The following is a 21,739-nucleotide window of genomic DNA, read 5'->3' as shown; positions in this document are numbered from 1 at the left end:
ATTGCGGGCCCGTTCGGGATAGGACTAAGCCTATTTTTCCGAGTCGCGGGGTTTGCGCCTTGTCAGCGCCGCCTCTGCCAGGGGTTCGAAGGCATCCAGGGCGTCGGCCAGGGCTCCGGTGCGCCGGCTGCGAGCCAGCTCTTCCATTTGCGCGCACAGGTCGGCGAGCGCCGTCTCGTGAATCATGGCGCAGGCTCCGCGCAAGGAGTGCAGATGCGCGCCCGCCTCGGTCTCCTGGGAATCATTGCCGGCGCGGATCGCGGCGAGTTCCTTGCGGATGGCCGCGAGCGATTGCCGCAATGACAGGACCAGAGCCTCATGCACGCGTGCGGGCAGCGGGCCTTGCGCGATTTCGTCCCGGGCGCGCGGGCCGGCGGCAGGCGCTGCGCCTGGACGCAGCAGGCGCCGGATCGCCGCGTCCAGCTTGCCCAGCAGCAGCGGCTTGACCAGCACCGCGTCAATGCCGGCATCGCGGCATTGCTGGTGTTCCTGCGCGCCGACGTGGGCGGTGTAGGCGATGATGGGCACCTGCGCGCCCTGCGCGCGCAGGCAGCGAGCCACGGCGTAGCCGTCCATGCCTGGCATGTTCACGTCCGTGATCACCAGATCGTAGGCTTGCTCCATGTAGCGTCCGAGGGCGGCGCTGCCGTCCGCGGCGAGGTCTGTCTGGTAGCCCAGCGTTTCGAGCTGCATCTTCATCAGTTCCCGATTGGCGGGATTGTCGTCCGCCACCAGGATGCGTGCGGTGATGGGCTGGTCCTGATGCCAGGCCGCGGCGTCATCGGCGGCAGGGGCTTCCTGGACTTCAGCGGGCGCGGCGCGCAGGGGCAGGGTCACGAGGAACGTGCTGCCTTGCTGTGGCGCGCTGGTGACGGCAATGCCGCCGCGCATCAGCGCCGCCAACCGGCCGCACAGCGCCAGGCCTAGCCCGGTGCCGCCATAGCGCCGGGCGATGGAGGAATCCGCCTGGGTGAACGGCCGGAACAGCGTGGCCTGCTGCGCTGGCGTCATGCCGATGCCCGTGTCGCTGACGCCGATCACGATCGGCGTGTCGGGGGCGTTGTCATCCTGGCGGTAGACCTCAAGGAGCACATCGCCGCGGGAGGTGAATTTGATGGCATTGCCGACCAGGTTGAACATGATTTGGCGGATGCGCGTCGGGTCGCCCAGATAGCGCGGCGCCAGGCCGTCGTCGATGCTGCAGTCCAGCTCCAGCCCCTTGGCCTGCGCGGCCGGCGTGAAGACGGCGATGACCTGGCGGGCCACCTCGGCCAAGTCGAACGGAATGGACTCCACGCTCATCTGGCCGGACTCGACCTTGGAGAAATCCAGAATGTCGTTGATGATGTCCAGCAAGGTCGCCGAGGACGAGGTGACGGCGCGCAGGCGCTCGCTCTGCGGCGCCGAGAGGCCGGAGCGCTCCAGCAGTTCGAGATTGCCCAGGATGGCGTTGAGCGGCGTGCGGATCTCATGGCTCATGGTGGCCAGGAAGGCGGACTTTGCCTGGTTCGCCGTGTCTGCCGCGACGCGGGCCTCTTCCAGTTTTTGCTCGAGCTGCTTGCGGGCGGTGATGTCGGTGAAGTTGCAGAGCAATACCTCCACGCCCTGATATTTGGTGCGCACCGCGCTTACCAGCAGATCGCTGCGGCTGCCGTCGGCGCGCGGGTAGGCGAGTTCCAGGCCGGCGTGCCAGCCGGCCGCTTCCGAAGCGTCGTGATACTGGGCGAGCAGGCGCGAATGCAGGGGCGGGCCGCCGGGCGCGCCGCTGGCGGCGTAGTCCTGCATGACCTCGTTCTGCAGCAGCACTTCGCCGGTGTTCAGCGACAGCAGGGCGAGCCCCGAGGGCGCGGTGGCGACCATGGTGCGGTTCAGGTTTTCGCTTTCGAAGATGCGTTGGGAGCGGGCATAGCCGGGCTTGAAGACCTTGCGGTCGAGCAACAGCAGCACGCCCCAGACGAACGCCACCATCAGCAGCGTAGCGACCGCATAGCTCGCCAGCCGCGGCCACAGGTCGGCGACGATGGTGCGCCAGGAAAATGCATAGATCAGGTTCCAGCCGGATTCCGAGACCTGTTCGCCCAGGATGAAGAGGCCATCGCGATAGCGCAGATCCGCCGGCGCGGACGGAGCCGACCGCGCCGCGTCCAGGATCCGGGCGGTGAGCTGCGGATCCTGCGCGTCCATGTCCGTCGGCAGGAGCTGGCGTCCGTCCTTGTCGACGATCAGGGCCGCTTCTTCGTAGCGCGTTGTCGTCAGATAGGCGTTCAGGGCATCGGCAGGGTAGATCGCGACGAAAATGGCGAATATCCGGCCCTCGCTGCTGGCTGCCTGGTACAGCCGCAGGGACAGCTTGCGCGTCAGCGGGTCGATGGCCGGCGGCAGCCAGCGAGGTCCGCCCGCCGCCATCAGGCGTTGCCGGACCTCGGGCGAGTCCAGGTCGCCCAGATCCGGGGCGATCGTCCGGATCAGTTCCGGGACGTCTTTCGCGCCCACCAGCGTGAGCGGGTCCATGGTCTCGGACATGGGACCCACGCCGAGGAAGCTGCGATCGGGGCTGTAGAAGAAGCCGCTGACCGAGAGCGCCTTGGCATAGGCCGCGGCCGAATAGCTGATCTCGTCGGTCAGATGCAGGTAGGGTAGATAGGCCGCCGCGGGCCGGCCGGGTTCGATGTCGGCCAAGGCCACCACCGGCGGGAAGTTGGGATTGCGCTGGAACTCCATGCGTCCGTGCTGCCGCGCGAAGGCTTGCACCAGCTCGGGCGCGGCCTCCGACGCGCGTCCGGGCCAGGCGTATTCCTCGTGGGACAGACCGATGCGGAAGGCTCCCTCGCGCACGCCCAGCGCCGTCTGCAGCAGCGCCTTGCGCACCACAAAGCCGGCGTAGCGTTCCGCGACGTAATCCCTGGCCTGCGAGAACACCATGACGCCGGCGACGGCCAGCAGCACCAGGGTGGTCACGGCGCCGCCCACGTACAGCAGGGCGCGCTGGTAGCGGTTCAGGATGCTGATGGCGCTGCGTGATGGCCGGCCGGCGGTGTCGGACTCTTGGACGTCTTGGGGGTGCGCGGCCATGCTGGGTTCGGCTCCGCCGGGATGGGTGACGCCATGATAGAGCCAATCAGGCCAAAAACGGAAAATAGGACTCGGCTGATTTCCGTTCCCGGCCGCGGGTGGAACAATGAATTCGTCGGCAGTTCGCTGCCTGGCCTCCCGCCTGCAGGCGCCTTGCCGCAGCGCCATGGGCCCGCCGTTCATGAGGAACATCATGCTCAAATCCGCCCTGGTTGTCGATCAAGACGAACTCCAACGCTCCGCGCTGACGCGGATGCTGGGCAAGATCGGCGTGCCCGAGGTGGAGGTGGCGCACGACGGCGCGTCGGCCGTGGCGGCGATCCAGCAGCGGCAGTGGGATCTGGTCATCGTCGACCTCGACATGACGGACCGCACCGGGCTGCAGATGATCGACGCGCTGGCCGAGGCCGGCGACTGCGGCGGCATCGCGATCGCCAGCAGCCATCCGTCCCGGATCCTGCAGGCCGCGGCGGCCTACGCCAGGAATCGCGGCCTGCCCATCATTGCCGCGCTGGGCAAGCCGCTGGAAGCGGCCTGCCTGATTGCAATGATCGAATCCCTGGCCCGGACGGCGCTGGCCGATGGCGCGGCGACGCTGCGCGCCGCGGCGCAGAGCAGCAGCGTGGCGCTGGCCGGCCTGGACGCCGAACGCCTGCGCCGCGCCCTGGCGCAGCGCGAGATCACCGCATACTTCCAGCCGCAGCATTGCGCCTCGACGGGCGAGCTGCGCGGCGCCGAAATGCTGGCTCGCTGGGTCGCCGACGACGGCACGATGATTCCTCCGGCCGCGTTCCTGCCGGCTTTCGAGTCAGCCGGCTTGCTCGGATCGCTGACCGACTACATGCTGGCGCGCGCCTTCGAGGCGCTGCGCGAACTCGGCAACCGGCCCGATTGCGTCATCAGCATCAACGTGCCGGCGACCGTTGCAAGTTCCATCTGCTGGGCGCAGGACGTGGCCGACCGCGCCGAGTTCGCCGGCGTGGATCCGAGCCGCATCGTCATCGAGATCACCGAGGACGGAGGCGCCCGTTCCAATGGGGCGTTGGCTGGGGCCGTCACGCAACTGCGCCTGCGCGGCTTCAGTTGCGCGATCGACGACTTCGGCACCGGCGATTCCTCGCTCGACCGGCTGCTGTGCGCGCCTTTCGACGAACTGAAGATAGATCGCGACCTGATCTCCCGTGCGGGCCGCCATCGACACGCCCAGGACGTCCTGGCCTGCACCGTGGAGATGGCGCGGTCGCTGGACATGACGGTGGTGGCCGAAGGCATCGAAACCCAGGAGGAATACGACATGGTGTGCGCATTGGGGGCGCAGGTCACGCAAGGGTACTTCCATGGCAGGCCGATGCCGCTGGGCGCATTCAACCAGTATGCGCTCAGCCAGGGCGTGATCGGACATGGAATCCTGCGGATGTACGCACGCGCCTGAAGCCGGCGCGCACCGTACATCGCGGGCTAGTCGCGGATCGCGATCAGGCGCCGGTCAGCACCACCAGTACCGCCAGGCACAGCAGCAGTCCGAACGCCGCCAGCGCATAGGGCAACAGCTGCACATACACGCCGCGCTCTTCGCCGCGCCCATGCGCCAGGCCGGCCGCGATCGACATTCGCACGGGTGAAAAAATCCCCATCGACGTGCCCGACACATGCAGCAGCGCTGCCGCGGCCGGCACGCTCAGGCCCGCATTCAAGGCCAGCGACAGCTGCGCGGGCATGAACAGGCTGTTGGGCGCATTGCCGCTGTTGGCCAGGATGCCGAACACGCCGGCCAGCAGCGGCGTGATCAATAGGGTCCAGTCCTGCAGGCCGGCGAACAGGCCGTCGGCATACGCTTGCGAGATGCCGGCGCCGGCCAGGACTTCGGCCATCATGGCGAACAGGAACACGGAGTAAACCGCGTGCCGTCCCGTGGTCCAGGCCGCGCGCGCCTGTGCCGCGAGCAGGTCGCGCTGGCGGCAGAAGGCGGCCATGAGCACGGCGCCCGCGATCAGCCAGCTGCCGGCATGCAGCAGCGGCATCCAGCTGGGCAGGTCCGGAAATGGCTTGAACGCAGCCAGTCCGGCCAGGCCGCCGTTCAGGCCTGGCAGCAAGCGCGTGGCCACCAGCCACGCAATCATCAGGATATAGGGCAGCGCCTTGCGCGCCGCTGCCATCATCCGGGGCCGGTCCGGCCGGCGGTCCAGCAGGAAGCGCAGCACGATGAGCGGGCCGTAGGCCGACAGCAGCGCGGTTTCCGGCCCCAGCAGCGCCGTCGCCGCGCTCAGGGCGCCCAGGCTCGCGATCATCCAGACGGCTTCGCGCACATGCTCCGCGGGTTCGGCCCGCAAGCCCGCGCGCCTGGCGGTGCGCCAATACAGCAGCATCCACAATACCGTCAGCAAGGCGACCGGCACCATGCCGTACAGCGCCAGCTGCGACGCCGGGACGCGCGCGTAGGCCGAAGCCAGCAGCGTGCCGCTGCCCATGGCGCCCCAGGGGATCAGGGTCTGGCTCAGCAGCGCGAACACCATGGTTTCGCGTGGCTTCAAATCCAAAGGCCGGATCAGCAGCACCGTACCCAGCATGCCCACGCCGAAGCCGGTGGCCGATTCGGCGAAAGGGCCGACCAGGAAACAGGCAAAGAACAGCAGCCGGCGGCGCGCCAGGGGATGGGCCAATGCGGCTTTGGCGCCGTCCGCCGCCGCGTGCGGCGCGCGTCCTTGCGCCGCCATGTTCCAGAACAGCAGCCCGCCCAGAATGTACGGCGTGATGATCCAGCCTATCCAGAGGCCGCGTTCCAGCGCCAGCCCGAGCTGCCCGGCGCCGAAGGATGCTGGCGCCGCATACAGGGCGATGGGCACGGCAGCCAGCAGGCCCAGCACGGCGGCGGCGGTGGTGGTCAGGCGTCCGCTGGCGATGGCGCCGATGACGGCCAGGGCGGGTAACGACCACAGTAGGTACATCATGGATTGAGCGTCGGCATGGCGGGGTCCGGGACTGGCATGGCGCGTAGCAGTGTATGCCGAGAGGCCGGCGGCGGCAGGTCATGCCTGCCCGATCGCAGGGTCTTTTGGAAGTGGCGGCGACCGTACGCTGCGTCCTGCGTTCGGAACTCAAGACGATGACAAAATGCCGCCACCTGCGGCGGCAGGTTCAGCAGTCCAGTCTGGCGTGGGGCCAGCGCTGCTGCGCCACCAGTTCGCGCGCCAACGAGGTTCTTTATCGGACCGCCTTGGCCGGCGGCGCCGGCAACACCCCGGCGTCATGCACCGGCTTGCCGCCCAGCAGCGTGAGCACCGAATTGATGGCGTGGATCTGGTCCGCCGGCATCGTCAGGTACGGCTGGTCCAGCACTGCCAGGTCGGCCAGCTTGCCGGCGTTCAGTTGACCGCGGTCGTCTTCGTCGAACGCCAGCCAGGCGGCCTGGCGGGTGTAGAGCGCCAGCGCTTCCTCCCGCGTGAGCAAGGCGCCGGGCTCGCGCAGCACCGTGGCGCCGATGGCGCGCCCCTGCACGTGGTACTCCACCGCCTGCCAGACCCCGGCCACGCCGATGCGGGTGGAATCGGTGCCGCCCGCGACCGGCAGGCCCAGGTCCAGCGCCGTGCGCACTGGCGGCGAATGCTGCTCCGTTCCCTTGGGATTGGCCGCGCGTATCGCCTCGCCCTCGAAGTACGGACCCATCTGCACCGTGTAGGCCAGCCCCAGGCGCGCCATGCGTTCCAGCGTGCGGCGCGAGCCGGTGTTCAGGTGCGCGATCGACCAGCGCAGCGGACGCAGGTCGTGGTCGCGGCCGACTTCCTCGAACACATCGAGAATCGCGCTGGCGGCATCGTCGGTGTAGGCGTGGATCTCCAGCGGGATGCGGCGTTCGGCCGCGTAGCGGGCGATGCGGGCGAGTTCCTGGCGCGCTTCGGCCGGCGGCTTGAATCCCGGTCCCATGCGCACGCCGTCGTTCATGGCGGACACCAGGTTTTCGCCCAATCCCAGGAACGCGAGCTTGCCGTCGTCATGGCGCGGCGGGCGGAAGGCCATGATGTCGCGGAACCATTGCGCCTCGCCGCCTGCGCGCAGGGCCGAGATCCGGTAGCCCGCACGCACGGTGAGTTCGCCGCGGTCACGCAGCGCGTAGAGCGGCTCGTAGGCTTCAGCGGCGCCAGCCGACGGATCGATGAAGCCGGTCAACCCGCGCGCGTTCATGGCGCGCAGAAAGGCTTGCAGTCCGGCGGGACGGTCGGCGGTATGGCTGAGGCGGGCGAACAGCGCGTTGAACGGGCCGATGCCGCCCAGCAGCCTGCCGGTGGCGCGGCCTTGCGCGTCGCGCTCGACCGTGATGCCGTGCAGTTCCGGCGGCTGCGGGGCGTCCAGGCCCAGGGCTTCGATGCCGCGGCTGTTGAGCAGGGCGTAGTCGTACAGGTATTGGACATAGGCGGGATGCCCGGGAACCGCCTGGTCCAGGTCGGCGCGCGTGGGCGCGCGGCGCTCGAGGAATTGCCGCGGATGCCAGGATCCGACCACCGCGACCCAATGGTCGCGCGGACGTTGCGCGGCGTCGCGCGCCAGCCGGCCCAGCGCGTCCGCCAGGCTGGGCGCGTCATACCAGTAGGTTTCGAACGCATAGGTCTGGCCGCCGCGGATGGCGTGGATATGGGTGTCGATGAGGCCGGGTATCACCGTACGGCCTTGCAGATCCAATTGGCGCGTGGCAGGTCCGACGTGTTGCTCGACATCGCCGTCCCCGCCCACCGCGACGATGCGTTCGCCCTGGATCGCGAGTGCCGTGGCGCGCGGCGCGGCGGGGTCCATGGTGATGATCTGGCCGTTGCGCAGCACCAGGTCGGCGTCGCGGCTGTGGGCGGCGCAGGGCAGCGCGGCTGCCAATGCGAGGACGAGCGCCGTGGTTCTTTTCATGTGTAGTCTCCGGTCGTCAAGGATGTTCAGTAGCGCCATAGCGCTTCCAGGCCAAAAAAATGGACGGTTTCGGCGCGGCCCGTATCGCGGATGAAGCTTCCAGGCCGGAACACCGAGTAGGCCGCTTCGAAACTCAGGTGGCGCGACACTTCCCAGCCCAGCACCACGTCGGCCTGCGTGCCGATGTAGCGCGAGCGGCTGGCGCCGGCCGGGCGCAGCAGATTGCCGGACACGCCGTACACGCCGTCCTGCAGGCTCTGACGCCAATAGAAGACCGCCGCGGTGCCCAGCGTCCAGCCAGAGCCCAGGTCCAGCGTGAGCGAGGGATGCAGATTGATGAGGTTGGAAGGGCCGATCAGGCCCGCTTCGCCGAAGTACTTGCCCTTGGGGAAGAAGACGGCAAAGGTCTGGAGCTTGGGATCGTCGGGATTGCGGTCGCCGCTGATGATGTTGGCTTTCAGCCCCAGGCGCGGCTGCAGCGGCGCGCCGCGGAAGGTGTAGCTCACATCGCTGGCGAGCGACCAGGCCCGCGCCGGCGCGCCGGCGAAGCTGCCGTATTGGTAGACCGCTTCCAGGTCCCAGCGCCAGGAGGCGCGCTTGCCGAAGTAGCGTGCGCCCAACGCATTGCGGGTTTCAGGACCGCTGCCCTGGTTGTAGCTGGCCGAGTCGCTGGACAAGGACAGCAGGTAGGCATCCAGGCCGGTGTCGGCCCGGCCGCCGGGCGCGGACCAGGTGCCGTAAAGGCCGCCGAGCCTGCGCTGCGAGTCGGCGCGGTCGCTGAAATCGTCGGGATCGTTGCGCACCGGGCGCACCAGGAAGCCGTCCACGCGTAGCCCCTGGCCTGCCCAGCTGAGCGCGCCGCCGTCGAACGAGCGCAACACGTTGGGGCCGTAGCGCGCCGAGATCAGCCGTTCGCTGCCGTAGGCCATGACCTGGCGGCCCGCGCGCGCAGTCCAGGTTCCGGCGTCGCCGGCAAGGGAGATGTCGACGAAAGCCTGCAGCACGTCGCTGCCGGTGTCGTCGGGCGGTCCGATGGAGCCGGCGTCGCGCTCGGCATGGGTCAGGTTCAACTGGCCGAAGGCGCGCACCTGCCGGCCCAGCCGCAGGTCGGCATAGGGCAGGAAACGGTAGAGCTGGTAGCCCTCGTCGGGCAGGGTCGCGTCGCCGAATTCGTTGTTGCGGTAGCGCTCATAGCGGGCGCGCAGCTCGGCGCCCAGGGTCAGCGCGGAGGAGTCGCCCAGCCGGATCCACTTGCCGGCTTCGCCCCAGGCGCCGGTGCGTTTGGCGGGGTCGTCCAGGTAGCTGTAGTCCTCGGTATAACGCCAGGGATCGATGGGCGGCAGCGCGGGTTCGGCGGCCTGCGCGGCGCCGAATGCCAGCGCGGCCAGCGGAAGGATTGCGAATCTGTGGAAGTTCAAGTTGCCTGGGCTGCAGCCGGCGCATGCGGGCGTCGACAGCGGTAAAAGAAACCAGGCGGCAAGATAAAGTAAGGACAATGGCGTCGGTAGTCGCCATTTTTCGTCCTGGCTGTCCTGAAAACGGAACGCTGGGGCCTAGTCCTCCTGCAACTTCCCGAAGCGCTCCGCCAGATAATCCACCAAGGCCCTGACCGACGACAGCAGGCCGCGCCGGGATGGGAACACCGCGTGTATCAGCTCGCGGCGCGGGGCCCAGTCCGGCAGCAGCCGGACCAGCTGTCCCGCCTGCAGCTGCTCCCGCACCATCATGGTGGGCAGCTGCACCACGCCCACGCCCGCCACCGCCGCGTTGCGCAAGGCGATCATGTCGGTGGTGATCATCCTGGGGGCGAGCGAGACCGTGGCCTGCTGGCCGTCCTGCTTGTACAGCTCCAGGCGATAGGCCTGGTTGGGCGAGCCCAGCGCCAGGCTGGGCCAGGCGCCCAGGTCGTCCGGGGTCGCCGGTTGGCCGCATAGCGCCGTCAGGGCAGGGCTGGCCACCAGGCTCTGGCCGCGATCCGACAGCACGCGCATGACCAGTTCGCTGTCCTCCAGCGGAGGCGGCCGCACGCGGATCGCCACGTCCACGGCTTCGCCCAGCACGTCAACGCGGCGGTTGGTGGCTTCCAGCTGTATCACCACGCGCGGGTACTTGATCATGAAGTCGGCGAGCATGCCGCCCACATGGGTATGCAGCAGGGCGATCGGGCAGGTCAGCTTGACCACGCCGCGCGGTTCGACCTGGGCCGCGTCGATCACTTCCTGCGCAGCTTCCGCTTCGGCCAGCATGGCCTTGCAGCGCTCGTAGTAGGTCTGGCCGATGTCCGTGACCATGAAGTGCCGGGTGGAGCGCTGGATCAGCCGCACCCCCAGGCGCTCTTCCAGCAGGGCCAGCCTGCGGCTGAGGCGGGACTTGGGCATGCCGAGCGCGCGTCCCGCGGGTGCAAAGCCCTGGTGCTCGACGGTCTGCACGAAATAGAAGAGGTCGTTGAGATCCTGCATGGCATCCCTTTTGGTTCAAAAAATAGAACGCTGAAAGCAAAAAATGGGTCTTCCGCTAATTTTGTTCCATTTTTAATATTTGTGCAGCCATAAGGCTTCTGATTCGGCCACAAGCCGTCGACCTTCCAAATTAGGAGTACACCATGTCCGCACCCGCCAACTTCAATGGCCAACGTCCTGTCATCGACGCCGACGACGCCGTCATGCTGCTGATCGACCACCAGAGCGGCCTGTTCCAGACCGTGGGCGACATGCCCATGCCGGAACTGCGCGCCCGCGCTGGCGCCTTGGCGTCGATGGCCACGCTGGCCAAGATGCCCGTCATCACCACGGCTTCCGTGCCGCAAGGCCCGAACGGTCCGCTGATTCCGGAGATCCACGCCAACGCCCCGCATGCGCAATACATTGCGCGCAAGGGCGAGATCAACGCCTGGGATAATCCCGAGTTCGTTGCCGCCGTGAAGGCCACCGGCCGCAAGACGCTCATCATTGCCGGCACGATCACCAGCGTGTGCATGGCGTTCCCCGCCATCAGCGCGGTCGCCGACGGCTACAAGGTGTTCGCGGTGATCGACGCCTCCGGCACGTACACCAAGATGGCCCAGGAAATCACGCTGGCGCGCGTGGTGCAGGCCGGCGTGGTGCCGATGGACACCGCCGCCGTGGCCTCGGAGCTGCAGAAGACCTGGAACCGCGAAGACGCCATGCAGTGGGCCGAGGTCTATACCAAGGTGTTCCCGGCCTACCAATTGCTGATCGAAAGCTACTCCAAGGCGCAGGAAGTGGTGAAGAACAACGAAGTGCTGGATTCGCAGCGCTGATGCGTTTGCGCCTCGGCGGCCTGATCCGGCCGCAAGCCGCCCGGATCAGGCCGCCACGCCATGCCGCTCTGCGATGCGCAGCAGCAAGGCTTCCAGGTCCTGAAGGATGGGCCGGTGGTCGTCCACCCGCCTGACCAGGGCCGAGGGCATGGCGGGCAGGTCTATCTCCACGAAGGCGATCTCTGGCGTCGCGTAGTAACTGGCGGCGCGCTTGGTCAGCATCAGCAGGCCCACACGCGTGTTCACCGCCGCAATGCCTTCGCGGATCGTGCGCACCACCGGGCCGTCGCCGATGGGCTTGCCCTTGGGCGTATGGCGCGGAAAGTGATAGTCCTGCCATTCCTGGTTGACCGATCCCGGCACCATGCGCACCAGCCGTTCCTCGGCCAGCAGCTCGGGGTCCAGCAGGGTCGCCGCGGCAAACGGATGATCCAGCGGGACGCACAGCATGCGCTGGTCCCGCAGCACGATGGGCCCATGGCACAGGCCGTCCGCGCCCAGCGGCAAACGGCAGAACGCGATGTCGACCGAGCCGTCCGCGACCGCCGCGTAGTGGGTGACATAGGTCAGTTCCACGAACTCCAGTTCCACGTTGGGATGCGCCGCCTTGAACTCCGAGACCAGCGGACGGTATAGCTCGTAGAAGCCGCCGCCCAGGAAACCGATGCGCAGATGGCGCGGCTTGCCCGCAGCCTGGCGTTTGCAGTCGTCCAGCGCGGCTTTCAGCATGACCACGGCGGGTCCCGCGCCCAGTTGCAGGGTTACGCCCAGCGGCGTCAGCGCCACCCGGCGGCTGCTGCGCTCGAACAAGGGGGCGCCCAGCGTCTTTTCCAGCGCCTTGACCGCTTCCGATACGGAGGACTGGCTCATGTGCAGCGCTTCCGCCGCGCGGCCGAAATGCAGCTTGTCGGCGACGGCCAGAAAACAATCGAATTGGCGTAGATCCATGGCTTCGGGGCGCATTGCGCGCGCGTAGTGGTCATTCTTATATCAATCGGAATTAACGATTGATGGCGTGAATAATAGCGCTTGTTCGCTCCAGGCCCGATGGGCAGAATTCGACCTGTTCATACAAGCTTAGCCCATTGATGGGCGATAAGGAGACAGGCATGAGTTCATCTGTGCCAGAACGAACAGGCCTAAAAGGATCGGCAGAGCCGATTGAATTCCTGGTCGAAGGAGATCTGGTCCGCGGCACCTTCTACCGGCCCGAGCAGGCCAGCGGCCCGGTGGGCGCGGTCGCGCTCGCGCACGGCTGGTCCATGGTCGCGGGGGGCGACCTGGAAGAGTACGCGGCCGCGGTGGTGGCCCGCGGCCTGGCCGCGCTGACCTTCGACTTCCGCAATCTCGGCCGCAGCGAGGGCATGCCGCGCCAGGAGATCGATCCGCAGCGGCAGATTCAAGACTTCCGCTCGGCGATTTCCTATCTGCGCCGGCGTCCGGAAGTGGACCGCGAGCGTATCGGCATCTGGGGCAGCAGCTACAGCGGCGGCCATGCGCTGACGGTTGCCGCCATCGACCGGCGCGTCAAGTGCGTGGTCAGCCAGGTTCCCACCACCAGCGGGTTCTCGGCGGCGCAACGGCGCGTGCGCTACGACAAGGCGCAGGCGCTGCAGGCCGCGTTCGAAGCCGACCGCGAGGCCCGCGACGCGGGCCAGCCGCCGGCGACGCTGCGCATGGTCGATGCCGATCCCGACGCGCCGGTCGCGTATCCGGGCCCGGACTCCTACAACTACATGACGGGCGAAGCGCGCCGCTGCCCGAGCTGGGTCAATGAAGTCACGCTGCGGTCACTGGAACTGGCCCGCACCTATGAGCCCGGCATGTATGTGCGCCGCATCGCGCCCACGCCGCTCCTGATGATCGTCGCCGCCGGCGACGGCCTGACGCCTGCCGATCTGCAGCAGGACGCTTTCAACGCGGCCCATCAGCCCAAGGAATTGCTGCTGCTGCCCGGCGGCCATTACTCGGTCTACACGGAACATTTCGAACGCACCAGCAGCGCCGCGGCCAACTGGTTCGCGCGGCACCTCGGCCAAGACCAGCACGGATAAGAACATGACGACGACAATAATGATGGAGACACAGGACCGCCAACGCCGCCAGGCTTCGCTGCGCGCGGCGGCGGTGGGCAATGCCCTGGAATGGTTCGACTGGACCCTGTACGGCACGTTCTCGGCCTATCTGGCCATGAACCTGTTCGACCCGTCCGACCGCGGCTCGGCGCTGCTGGCCACGCTGGCCGTGTTCGCGGGGGGATTCCTGGCGCGGCCGATCGGCGGCTGGCTGTTCGGCCGCATCGGCGACCGCTACGGCCGCAAGTTCACGCTGGTCCTGACCATGTGCCTGCTGGCCCTGACCAGCCTGGCGATCGCGCTGCTGCCCACCTATGAGCAGGCCGGGGTGCTGGCTTCGGTATTGCTCTTCATTTGCCGCCTGATGCAGGGATTGGCGCATGGCGGCGAGTCCGGCGTGGCCTATACCTACGTTGCCGAAATCGCGCCGCCGGCGCGGCGCGGGCTGTGGTCGAGTTCGGTGTTCGTCAGCGTGACCATCGGCGTCATGGCCGCGACCGCGCTGGCCGCCTTGCTGACGTCCTGGCTGGGCAAGCCCGCGATGGAAGCCTGGGGCTGGCGCGTGGGCTTTGGCGTGGGGGCGCTGTTGGGCGTCTACGCGCTGTTCCTGCGCCGCAGCGCGAGCGAAAGCGAGGTCTTCGAACACAGCGCGGAGCAGGGCGGCGCGCAGAAGGTGTCGGCGCGCCAGGCCTTGAAGATTGCGCGCAACATCGTGATGATCGCCGCGGCGTCCAACGCCACTTACTACACCTGGGTCACCTTCGCGCCGGCCACGGCCATCGCGACCAAGGGCATGGATCCGGCGGGCGCCTACACGGCCAGCCTGATCGCGCAGTTGGTGTGCCTGTTGTGGCTGCCCGTCTGCGGCTGGATGGCGGACCGCTACGGCCGCAAGCCCATCGTGATGGCCTTTGGCCTGGGCGTGGCGCTGGCAGTGTTCCCGGTGTCGCACATCGTGACCGACCAGCCCTGGACGCTGTTCGTGGGCCAACTGATAGGGCTGCTGGTCTGGGCGCTGCTGGCGGCGATCTTCCCGGCCGTGGTGGCCGAGCAGGTGCCTACCGGCGCGCGCGCCATGGGGGTGGGCTTCATTTCTTCGCTGTCGGTCGCGATCTTCGGCGGCACCGCGCCCTATATCAATGCCTGGTTGGGCGCCCAGGGGCTGGAATGGGTCTACACGGCCTATGTGGGGGCGTTGGGGCTGATGGCCTTTGCCGGCGCCTTCCTCATCAAGGAAACCGCGGGCATGGACCTCAACGACATCCGGTTGCCGGGCGATGAATCCGGCAATGCCGCCAACAAGGCCGCCAAGCGCGCGGCATTCAACTGAACTTCAATCTTTCCATCATCACATGAGCAAAATGAACTATCCGGATCTGGCAGGGAAAATCGCGGTCGTCACGGGCGCCGGGGGCGGTATCGGTCGCGCCATGGCGGCGGCGTTCCGCCAGCAGGGCGCGACCGTGGTCGCCACCGACCTGGACCTTGAGGCGCTGTCCGGCGTGGACGCGGATTGCCGCCAGCTGGACGTCACGCAAGCGCAGGCGGTGCGCGAGCTGGCCGACGCGGTGGCCGCGCGGTACGGCGCGCTGGACGTGTGGGTCAACAATGCCGGCTTCATGGCGCGCATGCCCGCCCTGGACCTGGACGAAGCCGCCTGGCAACGCACCATGGACATCAACCTGAAAGGCACGTTCTTCGGCGCCCAGGCGGCTGCGCGGCACATGATTGCGCAAGGCAGCGGCGCCATCATCAACCTGTCCAGCTATGCCGGCGTCAAGCCGCGCCCGAATTGCGCCGACTACGCGGCGGCCAAGGCCGGCGTGGCCCATCTGACCCAATGCCTGGCGCTGGAGTGGAGCCCCAAGGGGCTGCGCGTCAACGCCATCGCGCCCGGTTTCATTGAAACGCCGATGAGCAGCTGGATGCACGCCGACGCCGCCACCTATGCCGAATACGTCGAGCGGCTGCCGGCGCGGCGCGTGGGCCAGCCGTCCGAGATCGCCGACGCGGCGCTGTACCTGGCCTCGCAGGCATCCGCCTATGTCACCGGCCACGTGCTGATGGTCGACGGCGGAGTCTCCAAGACATGAGCGACGGCAAGGATCTGGCGTCGTGGTGGAACGGCAAGGCGGCCGTGGTGACGGGCGCGGCCAGAGGGCAGGGCGCGGCCGAGGCGTTGCGTTTGCTGCAGGCCGGCGCGACCGTCTACGCGCTGGACGTCTTGCCCGAAGGCGACGCGACCTGGACGGACTTGCGCGCGGCGGCGGGCGCGGATGCCGAACGGCTGCGCATCCGGGTGGCGGACGTGGCCCGCGAGTCCGATTGGCTGGCGTTGGCCGACGAGATTTCGCAGGCGGGCGTGCCGCTCTACGGCCTGGTCAACAACGCCGGCGTGACCCTGCGCAAGACCGTGACCGAGACCACGCACGCGGAATGGCGGCGGCTGCTGGACATCAATCTGGACGGGCCGTTCCTTGCCATCCGCAACCTGGCCGCGCTGATGCCGCAGGGCGCGGCCATCGTCAATACATCTTCGACGGCGGGACTCACCGGCTACTTCAGCGCGGCCTACACCGCCAGCAAGTGGGCCTTGCGCGGCCTGACGCGGGCGGCGTCGCTGGAGCTGGCCGGGCGCGGCATACGCGTCAACACGGTATGTCCGGGTTTGGTGGAAACGCCCATGATCATGCAGCCCAATGCCGTGCATGACGCAGGCCGGGCGCGCCTGTTCTATGAAGGCAACCGCGACGCCACGCCGCTGTCGCGCGGCGCGGATGCCGACGAGATCGCGGCGGCGGTGATGTTCCTGTTGGGACCGGAGGCTTCGTTCATCACCGGCGCGGACCTGCCGGTCGACGGCGGCATGACGGGAGGAGGGGTGTACTGGCGGATCGGCAAGTCCACCGGCAATCTGTAGCGACAGTCCCGGGCCGCGGCCCGGGACTGGCCATTGCGCAAGGGCGCAGGCTTAGTGCTTGTCGCCGTAGATGTTGCCGGCGATGCCGCCGGCGGCGGCGCCGATGGCGGCTCCGGTCCAGCCGCTGCCGCCCGCGATGGCGGCAATGCCCGCGCCGGCGGCCGCGCCGATGGCCGCGCCCGACAGCGTGCCTTGCTGCTTGGAACTCATGTTGGTGCAGGCAACCAGCGACCCCATCATGAGGCCTATGGCAATCGATCGGATGACTTTCATGGCTGACTCCTAGCGGGCGCGCTTGGCGGGAGCGGCGGGGGTGGCCGGCGCCGCGGGCGCGACGATTTCGAACCAGAGCGTTTCGACCACGGGGCGGTCCATCCGGGTCGGATTGGCGGCGTACCAGCTATCCAGCCGTTCGCGCACCGAATCGAGCGTATGGCTCTGCAAACCCTTGGCAAAGCGCGGGATCAGCGTCTGGTTGTCGGCCGGCGCGCGGCGCTGCTGATAGGCTTGCTCCACTTGGATGAGGTTCGCCATGCCCAGCAGGTAGGCCTTCTTCAGATTTGTGTCGGACTCCGTCCATTGCTTCCCGGTGACGATGGGCGCTGGATCGGAAGGCGCCGCCGTCACCGGCGCGGCGACCAGCAACGACAGCGCGAGCGCTACCGGACCTAACAGGTGTTTCACTTTCATCGCATCGCTCCTTGGAGGAACAAAAGACAGAAAAACAACCCAGTGACGCCATACGCGCCGCGCGCTTGCAAGGGCCGGGCGGCGGGCGACAACAATCAATGTAGGCTCGAAAGCAGGCCGGCGCAAGAGGCGCGGCGGACCGGTTCAGATTCCCAGATAGGCTTGCCGAACCTTGGGATCGGACAGCAGCGATTGCGCCGGACCGGAAAGCGCGATGCGGCCGGTTTCCATGACATAGCCGCGGTCGGCGCCCGTCAGCGCCAGGTGGATGTCCTGCTCCACCAGCAGCACCGTGACGCCTTCCTGGCGGATGCCGGCCAACACCTCCATCAACTGCTCGACCACCACCGGCGCCAGGCCCAGGCTCATTTCGTCGATCATCATCAGCGCGGGCGCGGCCATCAGCGCGCGCGCCATGGCGCACATCTGCTGTTCGCCGCCGGACATGCTGCCGGCGAGCTGGCGGCGGCGCTCGGACAGCCGCGGAAAGTAGCCGTAGACGCGGTCCAGGTCGCGCGCGACGGCCGCCTTGCCGCGGCGGCGGTAGGCGCCCATGAGCAGGTTGTCCTGCACGGTCATGCGGTCGAACAGCTGGCGTCCCTCGGGCACCTGCACCATGCCGCTGGCGAAGGCCTCGTCCGGCGTGGCGCGCGACAGCTGGCGGCCGTCCATCACGATGCTGCCGGTGCAGGGCAGCACCCGCGACAGCGCCCGCAGCAGGGTGGTCTTGCCCGCGCCATTGCTGCCCACCAGCGCCACGATCTCGGCGCGGCGGACCTCGAGCGCAATCTCCTGCAGCACCGGTAGTTCGCCATAGCCGGCGCTCAGCCCTTCCACCTTCAGCAGCGGGGCGGCGGCGTCGTTCATGCGCGCCTCTTGCCCAGATAGGCCTGCACCACCTCGGGGTCGGCCAGCACCTCGTCGGGCGCGCCGTCCGCGATCTTTTCGCCGTGATGCAGCACCAGCAGCCGGTCCGACAGGCTCTTGATCGCCTTGATGACGTGTTCGATCACCAGCACGCTGATGCCGCTGGCGCGGACCTTGCGGATGACCTCGATGACTTCGTCGATCTCCACCAGGTTGAGCCCGGCCATGACTTCATCGCACAGCAGCACCTTGGGCTGCATGGCCAGCGCCTTGGCCAGTTCCAGCCGCTTGCGGCCCGGCCCGCCCAGCTCGTCGGCGCGCTGTCCGGCCGCGCGGCCCAGGCCGACGAACTCCAGGCAGGCACGCGCCTGCTCGCGCGCCAGCGCCAGCTTGGGCTGGCCGCCGCCATGGCCGAACAAGGCGCCCACCGCCACATTGTCCAGCACCGACAGGCCGGGGAAGGGCCGCATGATCTGGAAGGTGCGGCCTATGCCCAGGCGGGCGCGGCGGTACGCCGGCAAGGCGTCGATCGGCTTGTCCTGGAACAGGATCTCGCCCGCAGTCGGCGCCAGCGTGCCGCTGATCAGGCTGACCAGCGTGGTCTTGCCGGCGCCGTTGGGACCGATCAGGCCGAGGATCTCGCCCTCGGCCAGCGTGAAACTGACCTGGTTCACGGCCACCAGCCCGGCGAAGCTCCGGGTCACGTTGCGCACGTTCAGGATCGGGTTCATAGCCGGTGCGCCCGTATGTTGTCGGCGAAATAGCGCCAGCCCGACTTGCGCGCGCGCCGCAGCAGGTCGGCCAGACCGCGCGGCATCAGCACTACCGCCGCGACGATTACCGCGCCGTAGAACAGCCCCGCCACGCTGGTGATCTCGCTGGACAGCAGTTCCGATATGGCCGACAGCGAGAACGCGCCCACCACCGGGCCGAGCACGGTGCCCGCGCCGCCGAACACGGCCATGATGATCATCTTCACGTTCAGGCTGATGTCGAAGGCGCTTTCAGGATCGAGGAAGGTGATCCAGTAGGCATGGATGCCGCCGGCCAGGGCGCTGAACACCCCCGAGATGGCAAACGCCGTCACCTTGTACAGCGTCGTGTTCACGCCCATGACGGCCGCGCCTTCCTCGTTTTCGCGAATCGCGATCAGGCCGAAGCCGAAGCGGCTGCGCGTGAGCCAGGCGACGGTAAGCGTGGCCAGCGTCAGCAGGCCCAGGGCCAGTTCGTAGAACAGCGGGTCGTTGTTCAGCGGCGGCAGCACCAGTCCGATGTTCTGCCCGGCCAGCCCGATGTTGGAGACGATGGCCGTCATGACCTGCGCCAGCGCCAGGGTGGCGATGGCGAAGTAATGGCCGCGCAGCCTCAGCACCGGCATGCCCAGCAGCACCGCGAAGACCAGGGCCAGCACGACGCCCAGCGCCAGCCCCGCGGCGAATGGCAGTTCCCACTGCGCCATGGCGATGGCCACGCCGTAGCTGCCCAAACCATAGAAGACAGAATTGCCGAAGGACGCATAGCCGGCGTATCCGCCGATGATGTTCCAGCCCTGGGCCAGCACCGCCAGCAACAGCGTGTTGATGCCGAACTGCACCAGCACGTCGGAGCCATACCAGGGCACGCCTGCCAGCACGGCCAGCGCCAGCAATGCCAGCAGTACGCGCGGCGTCTTCATGCCGCTCTGCCCAACAGGCCGCTGGGCTTGACCAGCAGCACCAGCACGAGGATGCCGAAGCTGGCCACATCGGCGTAGGTCGGTCCCACGTACAGCGTGGTCAGCGATTCGACGATGCCCAGGAACAGGCCGCCCACCATCACGCCCAGCGGATTGTCCAGTCCGCCGATGATGGAAATGGCGAAGCACTTCGCGGTCAGCGTGGCGCCGATGTAGGGATTGATCTGCGAGACCGTGCCGTACAGGCCGCCGGCCGCGCCTGCCAACGCCAGGCCCAGGCCGAACGTCACCGCATACAGGTGGCGCGGCTCCACGCCATAGAGCCTGGCGGCGACCAGATTCTGCGCAGTGGCGCGGATCGCGCGGCCCAGGCGGCTGTGCAGCAGGAACAGCCACATGCCCAGCGTGATGGCCAGCGCCACGCCAAAGGCGGCCAGCCGCGCCATGGGCAGCGTGACGGGACCCAGCGCATAGCTGTCGCCGGCATAAGGCGGGTTGATGGTGCGGAAGTCGGCCGAGAACGCCAGCTGCGCCAGATAGGTCAGCACGACCTCCAGGCCGAAGGTGATGAGCAGGGTGTTGAACATGGGCGCGCGCACCACCAGATTGAGCAACCCGCGCTGCAAGGCGTAGCCCAGCAGGAACATCGCGGCCGCCGTCAAGGGCAGGCCCAGGAAGGGATCGACGCCCGCGTCGTTGTACAGATACCAGGACGCGTACGCGCCCAGCATGATGAACGCGCCGTGCGCCAGGTTGACGATGTTCAGCACCCCCCAGACCAGCGCCAGGCCTTGCGCCATCACGGCATACAGCCCGCCGAGCAGTATGCCGTTGACGAGGATTTGCGCGAGCAGATCCATCGTGTCCTCCCGCCGGTCCTAGCGCGCGTTCCAGGCTGGCATCGGATACTTGGGCTGCGTGATGAAGCCCTTGGCGCCGTAGATCTCGGCCAAGCGGTCATCCTGCACCTGGATCACCACCTGAGGCAGGTCGATCTGCCCCTGGGCGTTGAAGGCGACTGGGCCGTACAGGCTGTCGAACCTGATCTTGGCCAAGGCGTCGCGCACCTTTTGCGGATTGGCGCTGCCGGCGCTTTCCATGGCGTAGACCAGCGCTTCGACGTCGGCCACGCCGGACGCCGCGTGATAGTCCGGGTCATAGCCGAACTTGGCCTTGTAGGCGCGGGCGAACTGCTCCGCGTCGCCGAACCAGCGGTCCTTCAAGGCCGCCGAAGGCAGCCATGCCGTCATGCCAAAGGCGTAATCCGCGTCGCGGCCCAGCGCCTTGCGGAAATCCTCCGACGGCACGCCCACGGTGAAGGAATACATCTTGGGCGCGACGGCCAGGCTCTTGGCCTGGCGCACGAAATTCAGGATCTCGGTTTCGTGTCCGGCCACCAGCACCGCATCCACGTTCTTGCTCTTGATCTGCGACAGCAGCGAGTTGAAGTCGGTGGCGTTGGTGCTGTAGCGCTCGTCCATGGCGATGGGCAGGCCCGCGGATTTCAGCAACGGGCGGGTGCCCTCGGCCACCGAGACGTCGAAGGCGTCATCCGCATACAGCAAGGCCACGCTGGCCGGCGCGGGCTTGAGCATCTTCAGCATTTCCACGGTGCTGCCGAAGTAGTTGCTGGCCGGTGCCAGCGTGCCGAAGATGTACTTGAATTTGCGCGAGAAAATCTGATCCGAGGCGCCGCCGCCCTGGACCATGGGCACCTTGTACTTTTCCGACACCGCCGAGTCGGCCAGCGCGAAATTGCTGGCGAAGGGACCCAGCAACAGATTGGCCTTGTCCTGCGTGACGAGTTGCGTGTACTGCCGCACGCTCAGATTGACGTCCGACTGGTTGTCGTAGATCTTGAGCGCCAGCTTGCGCGTTTCGCCGCCGATCTTCACGCCGCCCGCGGCGTTGATCTGGTCCACCGCCATCTGGTAGGCATCGCGGTAGTAGCGGCCGGTGTTGGCGACGGGGCCGGTCAGTTGCACGGACGCGCCCAGCAGGACATCGGGCGCCGGCGCCGCTGCCGCGGCGGCGCTGTACAAGGCCAGCGCCAGGACGGGCAGGGCGAGCAATAGTCTCCGAGACATGATGATGTCTCCTGCAAGTTCCTATGCGGTCCATTTTCTGCCCATGCGTTTACGTCTACCTGAACCTCGGCAGGGGTCGGCGCTGGTTACATATTCTGACTAAGCTGATCAAATGAAACAGCGTTCCACCGCAAGCCGATTTGGTTGTACATATGGCAAGGGCCTGGAGAGGCCCTGACTGTC

General features: G+C 67.7%; 19 protein-coding genes. 6 read left to right on the top strand and 13 right to left on the bottom strand.

Going from position 1 to position 21,739, the window contains the following annotated elements; all coding sequences use genetic code 11:
* Positions 1 to 30: 30 nt before the first annotated feature.
* Positions 31 to 3,072 carry a response regulator gene (locus tag N5C88_RS14440; RefSeq protein WP_280015568.1) on the bottom strand — a complete coding sequence of 1,014 codons (3,042 nt, stop codon included), beginning with the start codon at positions 3,070 to 3,072 and terminating at the stop codon, positions 31 to 33.
* 193 nt (positions 3,073 to 3,265) lie between these two features.
* On the opposite strand from N5C88_RS14440, the gene N5C88_RS14435 reads away from it, so the two are divergent.
* Entirely contained in the window at positions 3,266 to 4,504 is a 1,239-nt protein-coding gene (locus tag N5C88_RS14435) for an EAL domain-containing response regulator (protein ID WP_280015567.1), read from the top strand.
* Positions 4,505 to 4,547: 43 nt separating this feature from the next.
* Here the strand turns inward: N5C88_RS14435 and N5C88_RS14430 are convergent, their stop codons facing one another.
* The 4 genes from N5C88_RS14430 to N5C88_RS14415 form a co-directional block, all read right to left on the bottom strand.
* Positions 4,548 to 6,020, bottom strand: a complete 1,473-nt coding sequence (locus N5C88_RS14430) for a hypothetical protein (protein WP_280015566.1) — start codon at positions 6,018 to 6,020, stop codon at positions 4,548 to 4,550.
* A 253-nt stretch (positions 6,021 to 6,273) separates the two neighbouring features.
* A complete protein-coding gene (locus N5C88_RS14425) occupies positions 6,274 to 7,962 on the bottom strand; it encodes an amidohydrolase (RefSeq protein ID WP_280015565.1) in 1,689 nt (562 codons plus the stop codon).
* A 26-nt stretch (positions 7,963 to 7,988) separates the two neighbouring features.
* Entirely contained in the window at positions 7,989 to 9,380 is a 1,392-nt protein-coding gene (locus N5C88_RS14420) for an alginate export family protein (protein WP_280015564.1), read from the bottom strand.
* A gap of 135 nt (positions 9,381 to 9,515) precedes the next feature.
* Complete coding sequence (locus N5C88_RS14415; protein WP_280015563.1) at positions 9,516 to 10,421, bottom strand: LysR family transcriptional regulator; 906 nt, start codon at positions 10,419 to 10,421, stop codon at positions 9,516 to 9,518.
* Between the two features lie 143 nt (positions 10,422 to 10,564).
* On the opposite strand from N5C88_RS14415, the gene N5C88_RS14410 reads away from it, so the two are divergent.
* Complete coding sequence (locus N5C88_RS14410; RefSeq protein WP_054454449.1) at positions 10,565 to 11,242, top strand: hydrolase; 678 nt, start codon at positions 10,565 to 10,567, stop codon at positions 11,240 to 11,242.
* 45 nt (positions 11,243 to 11,287) lie between these two features.
* Here the strand turns inward: N5C88_RS14410 and N5C88_RS14405 are convergent, their stop codons facing one another.
* A complete protein-coding gene (locus N5C88_RS14405; RefSeq protein WP_059379806.1) occupies positions 11,288 to 12,190 on the bottom strand; it encodes a LysR family transcriptional regulator in 903 nt (300 codons plus the stop codon).
* 161 nt (positions 12,191 to 12,351) lie between these two features.
* Here N5C88_RS14405 and N5C88_RS14400 point away from each other — a divergent pair, with 161 nt between their 5' ends.
* From N5C88_RS14400 to N5C88_RS14385, 4 genes are read left to right on the top strand one after another with little or no spacing between them, the layout of a single operon-like run.
* Positions 12,352 to 13,296 (top strand): alpha/beta hydrolase, encoded by a 945-nt coding sequence (locus N5C88_RS14400; RefSeq protein ID WP_280015562.1) that lies wholly within the window; start codon positions 12,352 to 12,354, stop codon positions 13,294 to 13,296.
* 22 nt (positions 13,297 to 13,318) lie between these two features.
* Positions 13,319 to 14,647 carry an MFS transporter gene (locus N5C88_RS14395; RefSeq protein WP_059379807.1) on the top strand — a complete coding sequence of 443 codons (1,329 nt, stop codon included), beginning with the start codon at positions 13,319 to 13,321 and terminating at the stop codon, positions 14,645 to 14,647.
* Between the two features lie 22 nt (positions 14,648 to 14,669).
* Positions 14,670 to 15,410, top strand: coding sequence for an SDR family NAD(P)-dependent oxidoreductase (locus tag N5C88_RS14390; protein ID WP_223283325.1), 741 nt, complete (start codon positions 14,670 to 14,672; stop codon positions 15,408 to 15,410).
* Between the two features lie 14 nt (positions 15,411 to 15,424).
* Positions 15,425 to 16,237 carry an SDR family NAD(P)-dependent oxidoreductase gene (locus tag N5C88_RS14385; RefSeq protein ID WP_347881397.1) on the top strand — a complete coding sequence of 271 codons (813 nt, stop codon included), beginning with the start codon at positions 15,425 to 15,427 and terminating at the stop codon, positions 16,235 to 16,237.
* Positions 16,238 to 16,288: 51 nt separating this feature from the next.
* On the opposite strand, the gene N5C88_RS14380 is transcribed toward N5C88_RS14385, so the two are convergent.
* From N5C88_RS14380 to N5C88_RS14350, 7 genes are all read right to left on the bottom strand, one after another.
* A complete protein-coding gene (locus N5C88_RS14380) occupies positions 16,289 to 16,510 on the bottom strand; it encodes a YMGG-like glycine zipper-containing protein (RefSeq protein ID WP_013393765.1) in 222 nt (73 codons plus the stop codon).
* A gap of 9 nt (positions 16,511 to 16,519) precedes the next feature.
* Positions 16,520 to 16,927 carry a hypothetical protein gene (locus N5C88_RS14375; protein ID WP_118933094.1) on the bottom strand — a complete coding sequence of 136 codons (408 nt, stop codon included), beginning with the start codon at positions 16,925 to 16,927 and terminating at the stop codon, positions 16,520 to 16,522.
* A gap of 144 nt (positions 16,928 to 17,071) precedes the next feature.
* Positions 17,072 to 17,794: an ABC transporter ATP-binding protein gene (locus N5C88_RS14370; RefSeq protein ID WP_280015560.1), complete on the bottom strand. Its 723-nt coding sequence runs from the start codon at positions 17,792 to 17,794 to the stop codon at positions 17,072 to 17,074.
* The gene (locus N5C88_RS14365; protein ID WP_280015559.1) at positions 17,791 to 18,525 is read right to left on the bottom strand and encodes an ABC transporter ATP-binding protein; all 735 of its coding nucleotides are present in this window, start codon (positions 18,523 to 18,525) and stop codon (positions 17,791 to 17,793) included. The genes N5C88_RS14370 and N5C88_RS14365 overlap by 4 nt, the downstream gene beginning before the upstream one ends.
* Positions 18,522 to 19,469: a branched-chain amino acid ABC transporter permease gene (locus N5C88_RS14360; RefSeq protein ID WP_059379768.1), complete on the bottom strand. Its 948-nt coding sequence runs from the start codon at positions 19,467 to 19,469 to the stop codon at positions 18,522 to 18,524. The genes N5C88_RS14365 and N5C88_RS14360 overlap by 4 nt, the downstream gene beginning before the upstream one ends.
* Positions 19,466 to 20,329: a branched-chain amino acid ABC transporter permease gene (locus tag N5C88_RS14355; protein ID WP_118933091.1), complete on the bottom strand. Its 864-nt coding sequence runs from the start codon at positions 20,327 to 20,329 to the stop codon at positions 19,466 to 19,468. Before N5C88_RS14355 ends, N5C88_RS14360 begins: the two co-directional genes overlap by 4 nt.
* Before the next feature lie 18 nt (positions 20,330 to 20,347).
* On the bottom strand, positions 20,348 to 21,556 hold the full coding sequence (locus N5C88_RS14350) for an amino acid ABC transporter substrate-binding protein (protein WP_118933090.1): 1,209 nt from the start codon (positions 21,554 to 21,556) through the stop codon (positions 20,348 to 20,350).
* Positions 21,557 to 21,739: the final 183 nt, after the last annotated feature.

This window comes from Achromobacter sp. GD03932, assembly GCF_029839485.1.
Taxonomy (GTDB): domain Bacteria; phylum Pseudomonadota; class Gammaproteobacteria; order Burkholderiales; family Burkholderiaceae_B; genus Achromobacter; species Achromobacter bronchisepticus_A.
This window is presented reverse-complemented; position numbering and strand designations above follow the sequence as displayed.

Coding starts and splice junctions, on each gene's coding strand:
- N5C88_RS14355 (WP_118933091.1), bottom strand. CDS start 20,329: ATGGATCTGCTCGCGCAAATCCTCGTCAACGGCATACTGCTCGGCGGG.
- N5C88_RS14360 (WP_059379768.1), bottom strand. CDS start 19,469: ATGAAGACGCCGCGCGTACTGCTGGCATTGCTGGCGCTGGCCGTGCTG.
- N5C88_RS14375 (WP_118933094.1), bottom strand. CDS start 16,927: ATGAAAGTGAAACACCTGTTAGGTCCGGTAGCGCTCGCGCTGTCGTTG.
- N5C88_RS14430 (WP_280015566.1), bottom strand. CDS start 6,020: ATGATGTACCTACTGTGGTCGTTACCCGCCCTGGCCGTCATCGGCGCC.
- N5C88_RS14395 (WP_059379807.1), top strand. CDS start 13,319: ATGGAGACACAGGACCGCCAACGCCGCCAGGCTTCGCTGCGCGCGGCG.
- N5C88_RS14435 (WP_280015567.1), top strand. CDS start 3,266: ATGCTCAAATCCGCCCTGGTTGTCGATCAAGACGAACTCCAACGCTCC.
- N5C88_RS14370 (WP_280015560.1), bottom strand. CDS start 17,794: ATGAACGACGCCGCCGCCCCGCTGCTGAAGGTGGAAGGGCTGAGCGCC.
- N5C88_RS14405 (WP_059379806.1), bottom strand. CDS start 12,190: ATGGATCTACGCCAATTCGATTGTTTTCTGGCCGTCGCCGACAAGCTG.
- N5C88_RS14410 (WP_054454449.1), top strand. CDS start 10,565: ATGTCCGCACCCGCCAACTTCAATGGCCAACGTCCTGTCATCGACGCC.
- N5C88_RS14425 (WP_280015565.1), bottom strand. CDS start 7,962: ATGAAAAGAACCACGGCGCTCGTCCTCGCATTGGCAGCCGCGCTGCCC.
- N5C88_RS14350 (WP_118933090.1), bottom strand. CDS start 21,556: ATGTCTCGGAGACTATTGCTCGCCCTGCCCGTCCTGGCGCTGGCCTTG.
- N5C88_RS14440 (WP_280015568.1), bottom strand. CDS start 3,072: ATGGCCGCGCACCCCCAAGACGTCCAAGAGTCCGACACCGCCGGCCGG.
- N5C88_RS14390 (WP_223283325.1), top strand. CDS start 14,670: ATGAGCAAAATGAACTATCCGGATCTGGCAGGGAAAATCGCGGTCGTC.
- N5C88_RS14415 (WP_280015563.1), bottom strand. CDS start 10,421: ATGCAGGATCTCAACGACCTCTTCTATTTCGTGCAGACCGTCGAGCAC.
- N5C88_RS14400 (WP_280015562.1), top strand. CDS start 12,352: ATGAGTTCATCTGTGCCAGAACGAACAGGCCTAAAAGGATCGGCAGAG.
- N5C88_RS14380 (WP_013393765.1), bottom strand. CDS start 16,510: ATGAAAGTCATCCGATCGATTGCCATAGGCCTCATGATGGGGTCGCTG.
- N5C88_RS14365 (WP_280015559.1), bottom strand. CDS start 18,525: ATGAACCCGATCCTGAACGTGCGCAACGTGACCCGGAGCTTCGCCGGG.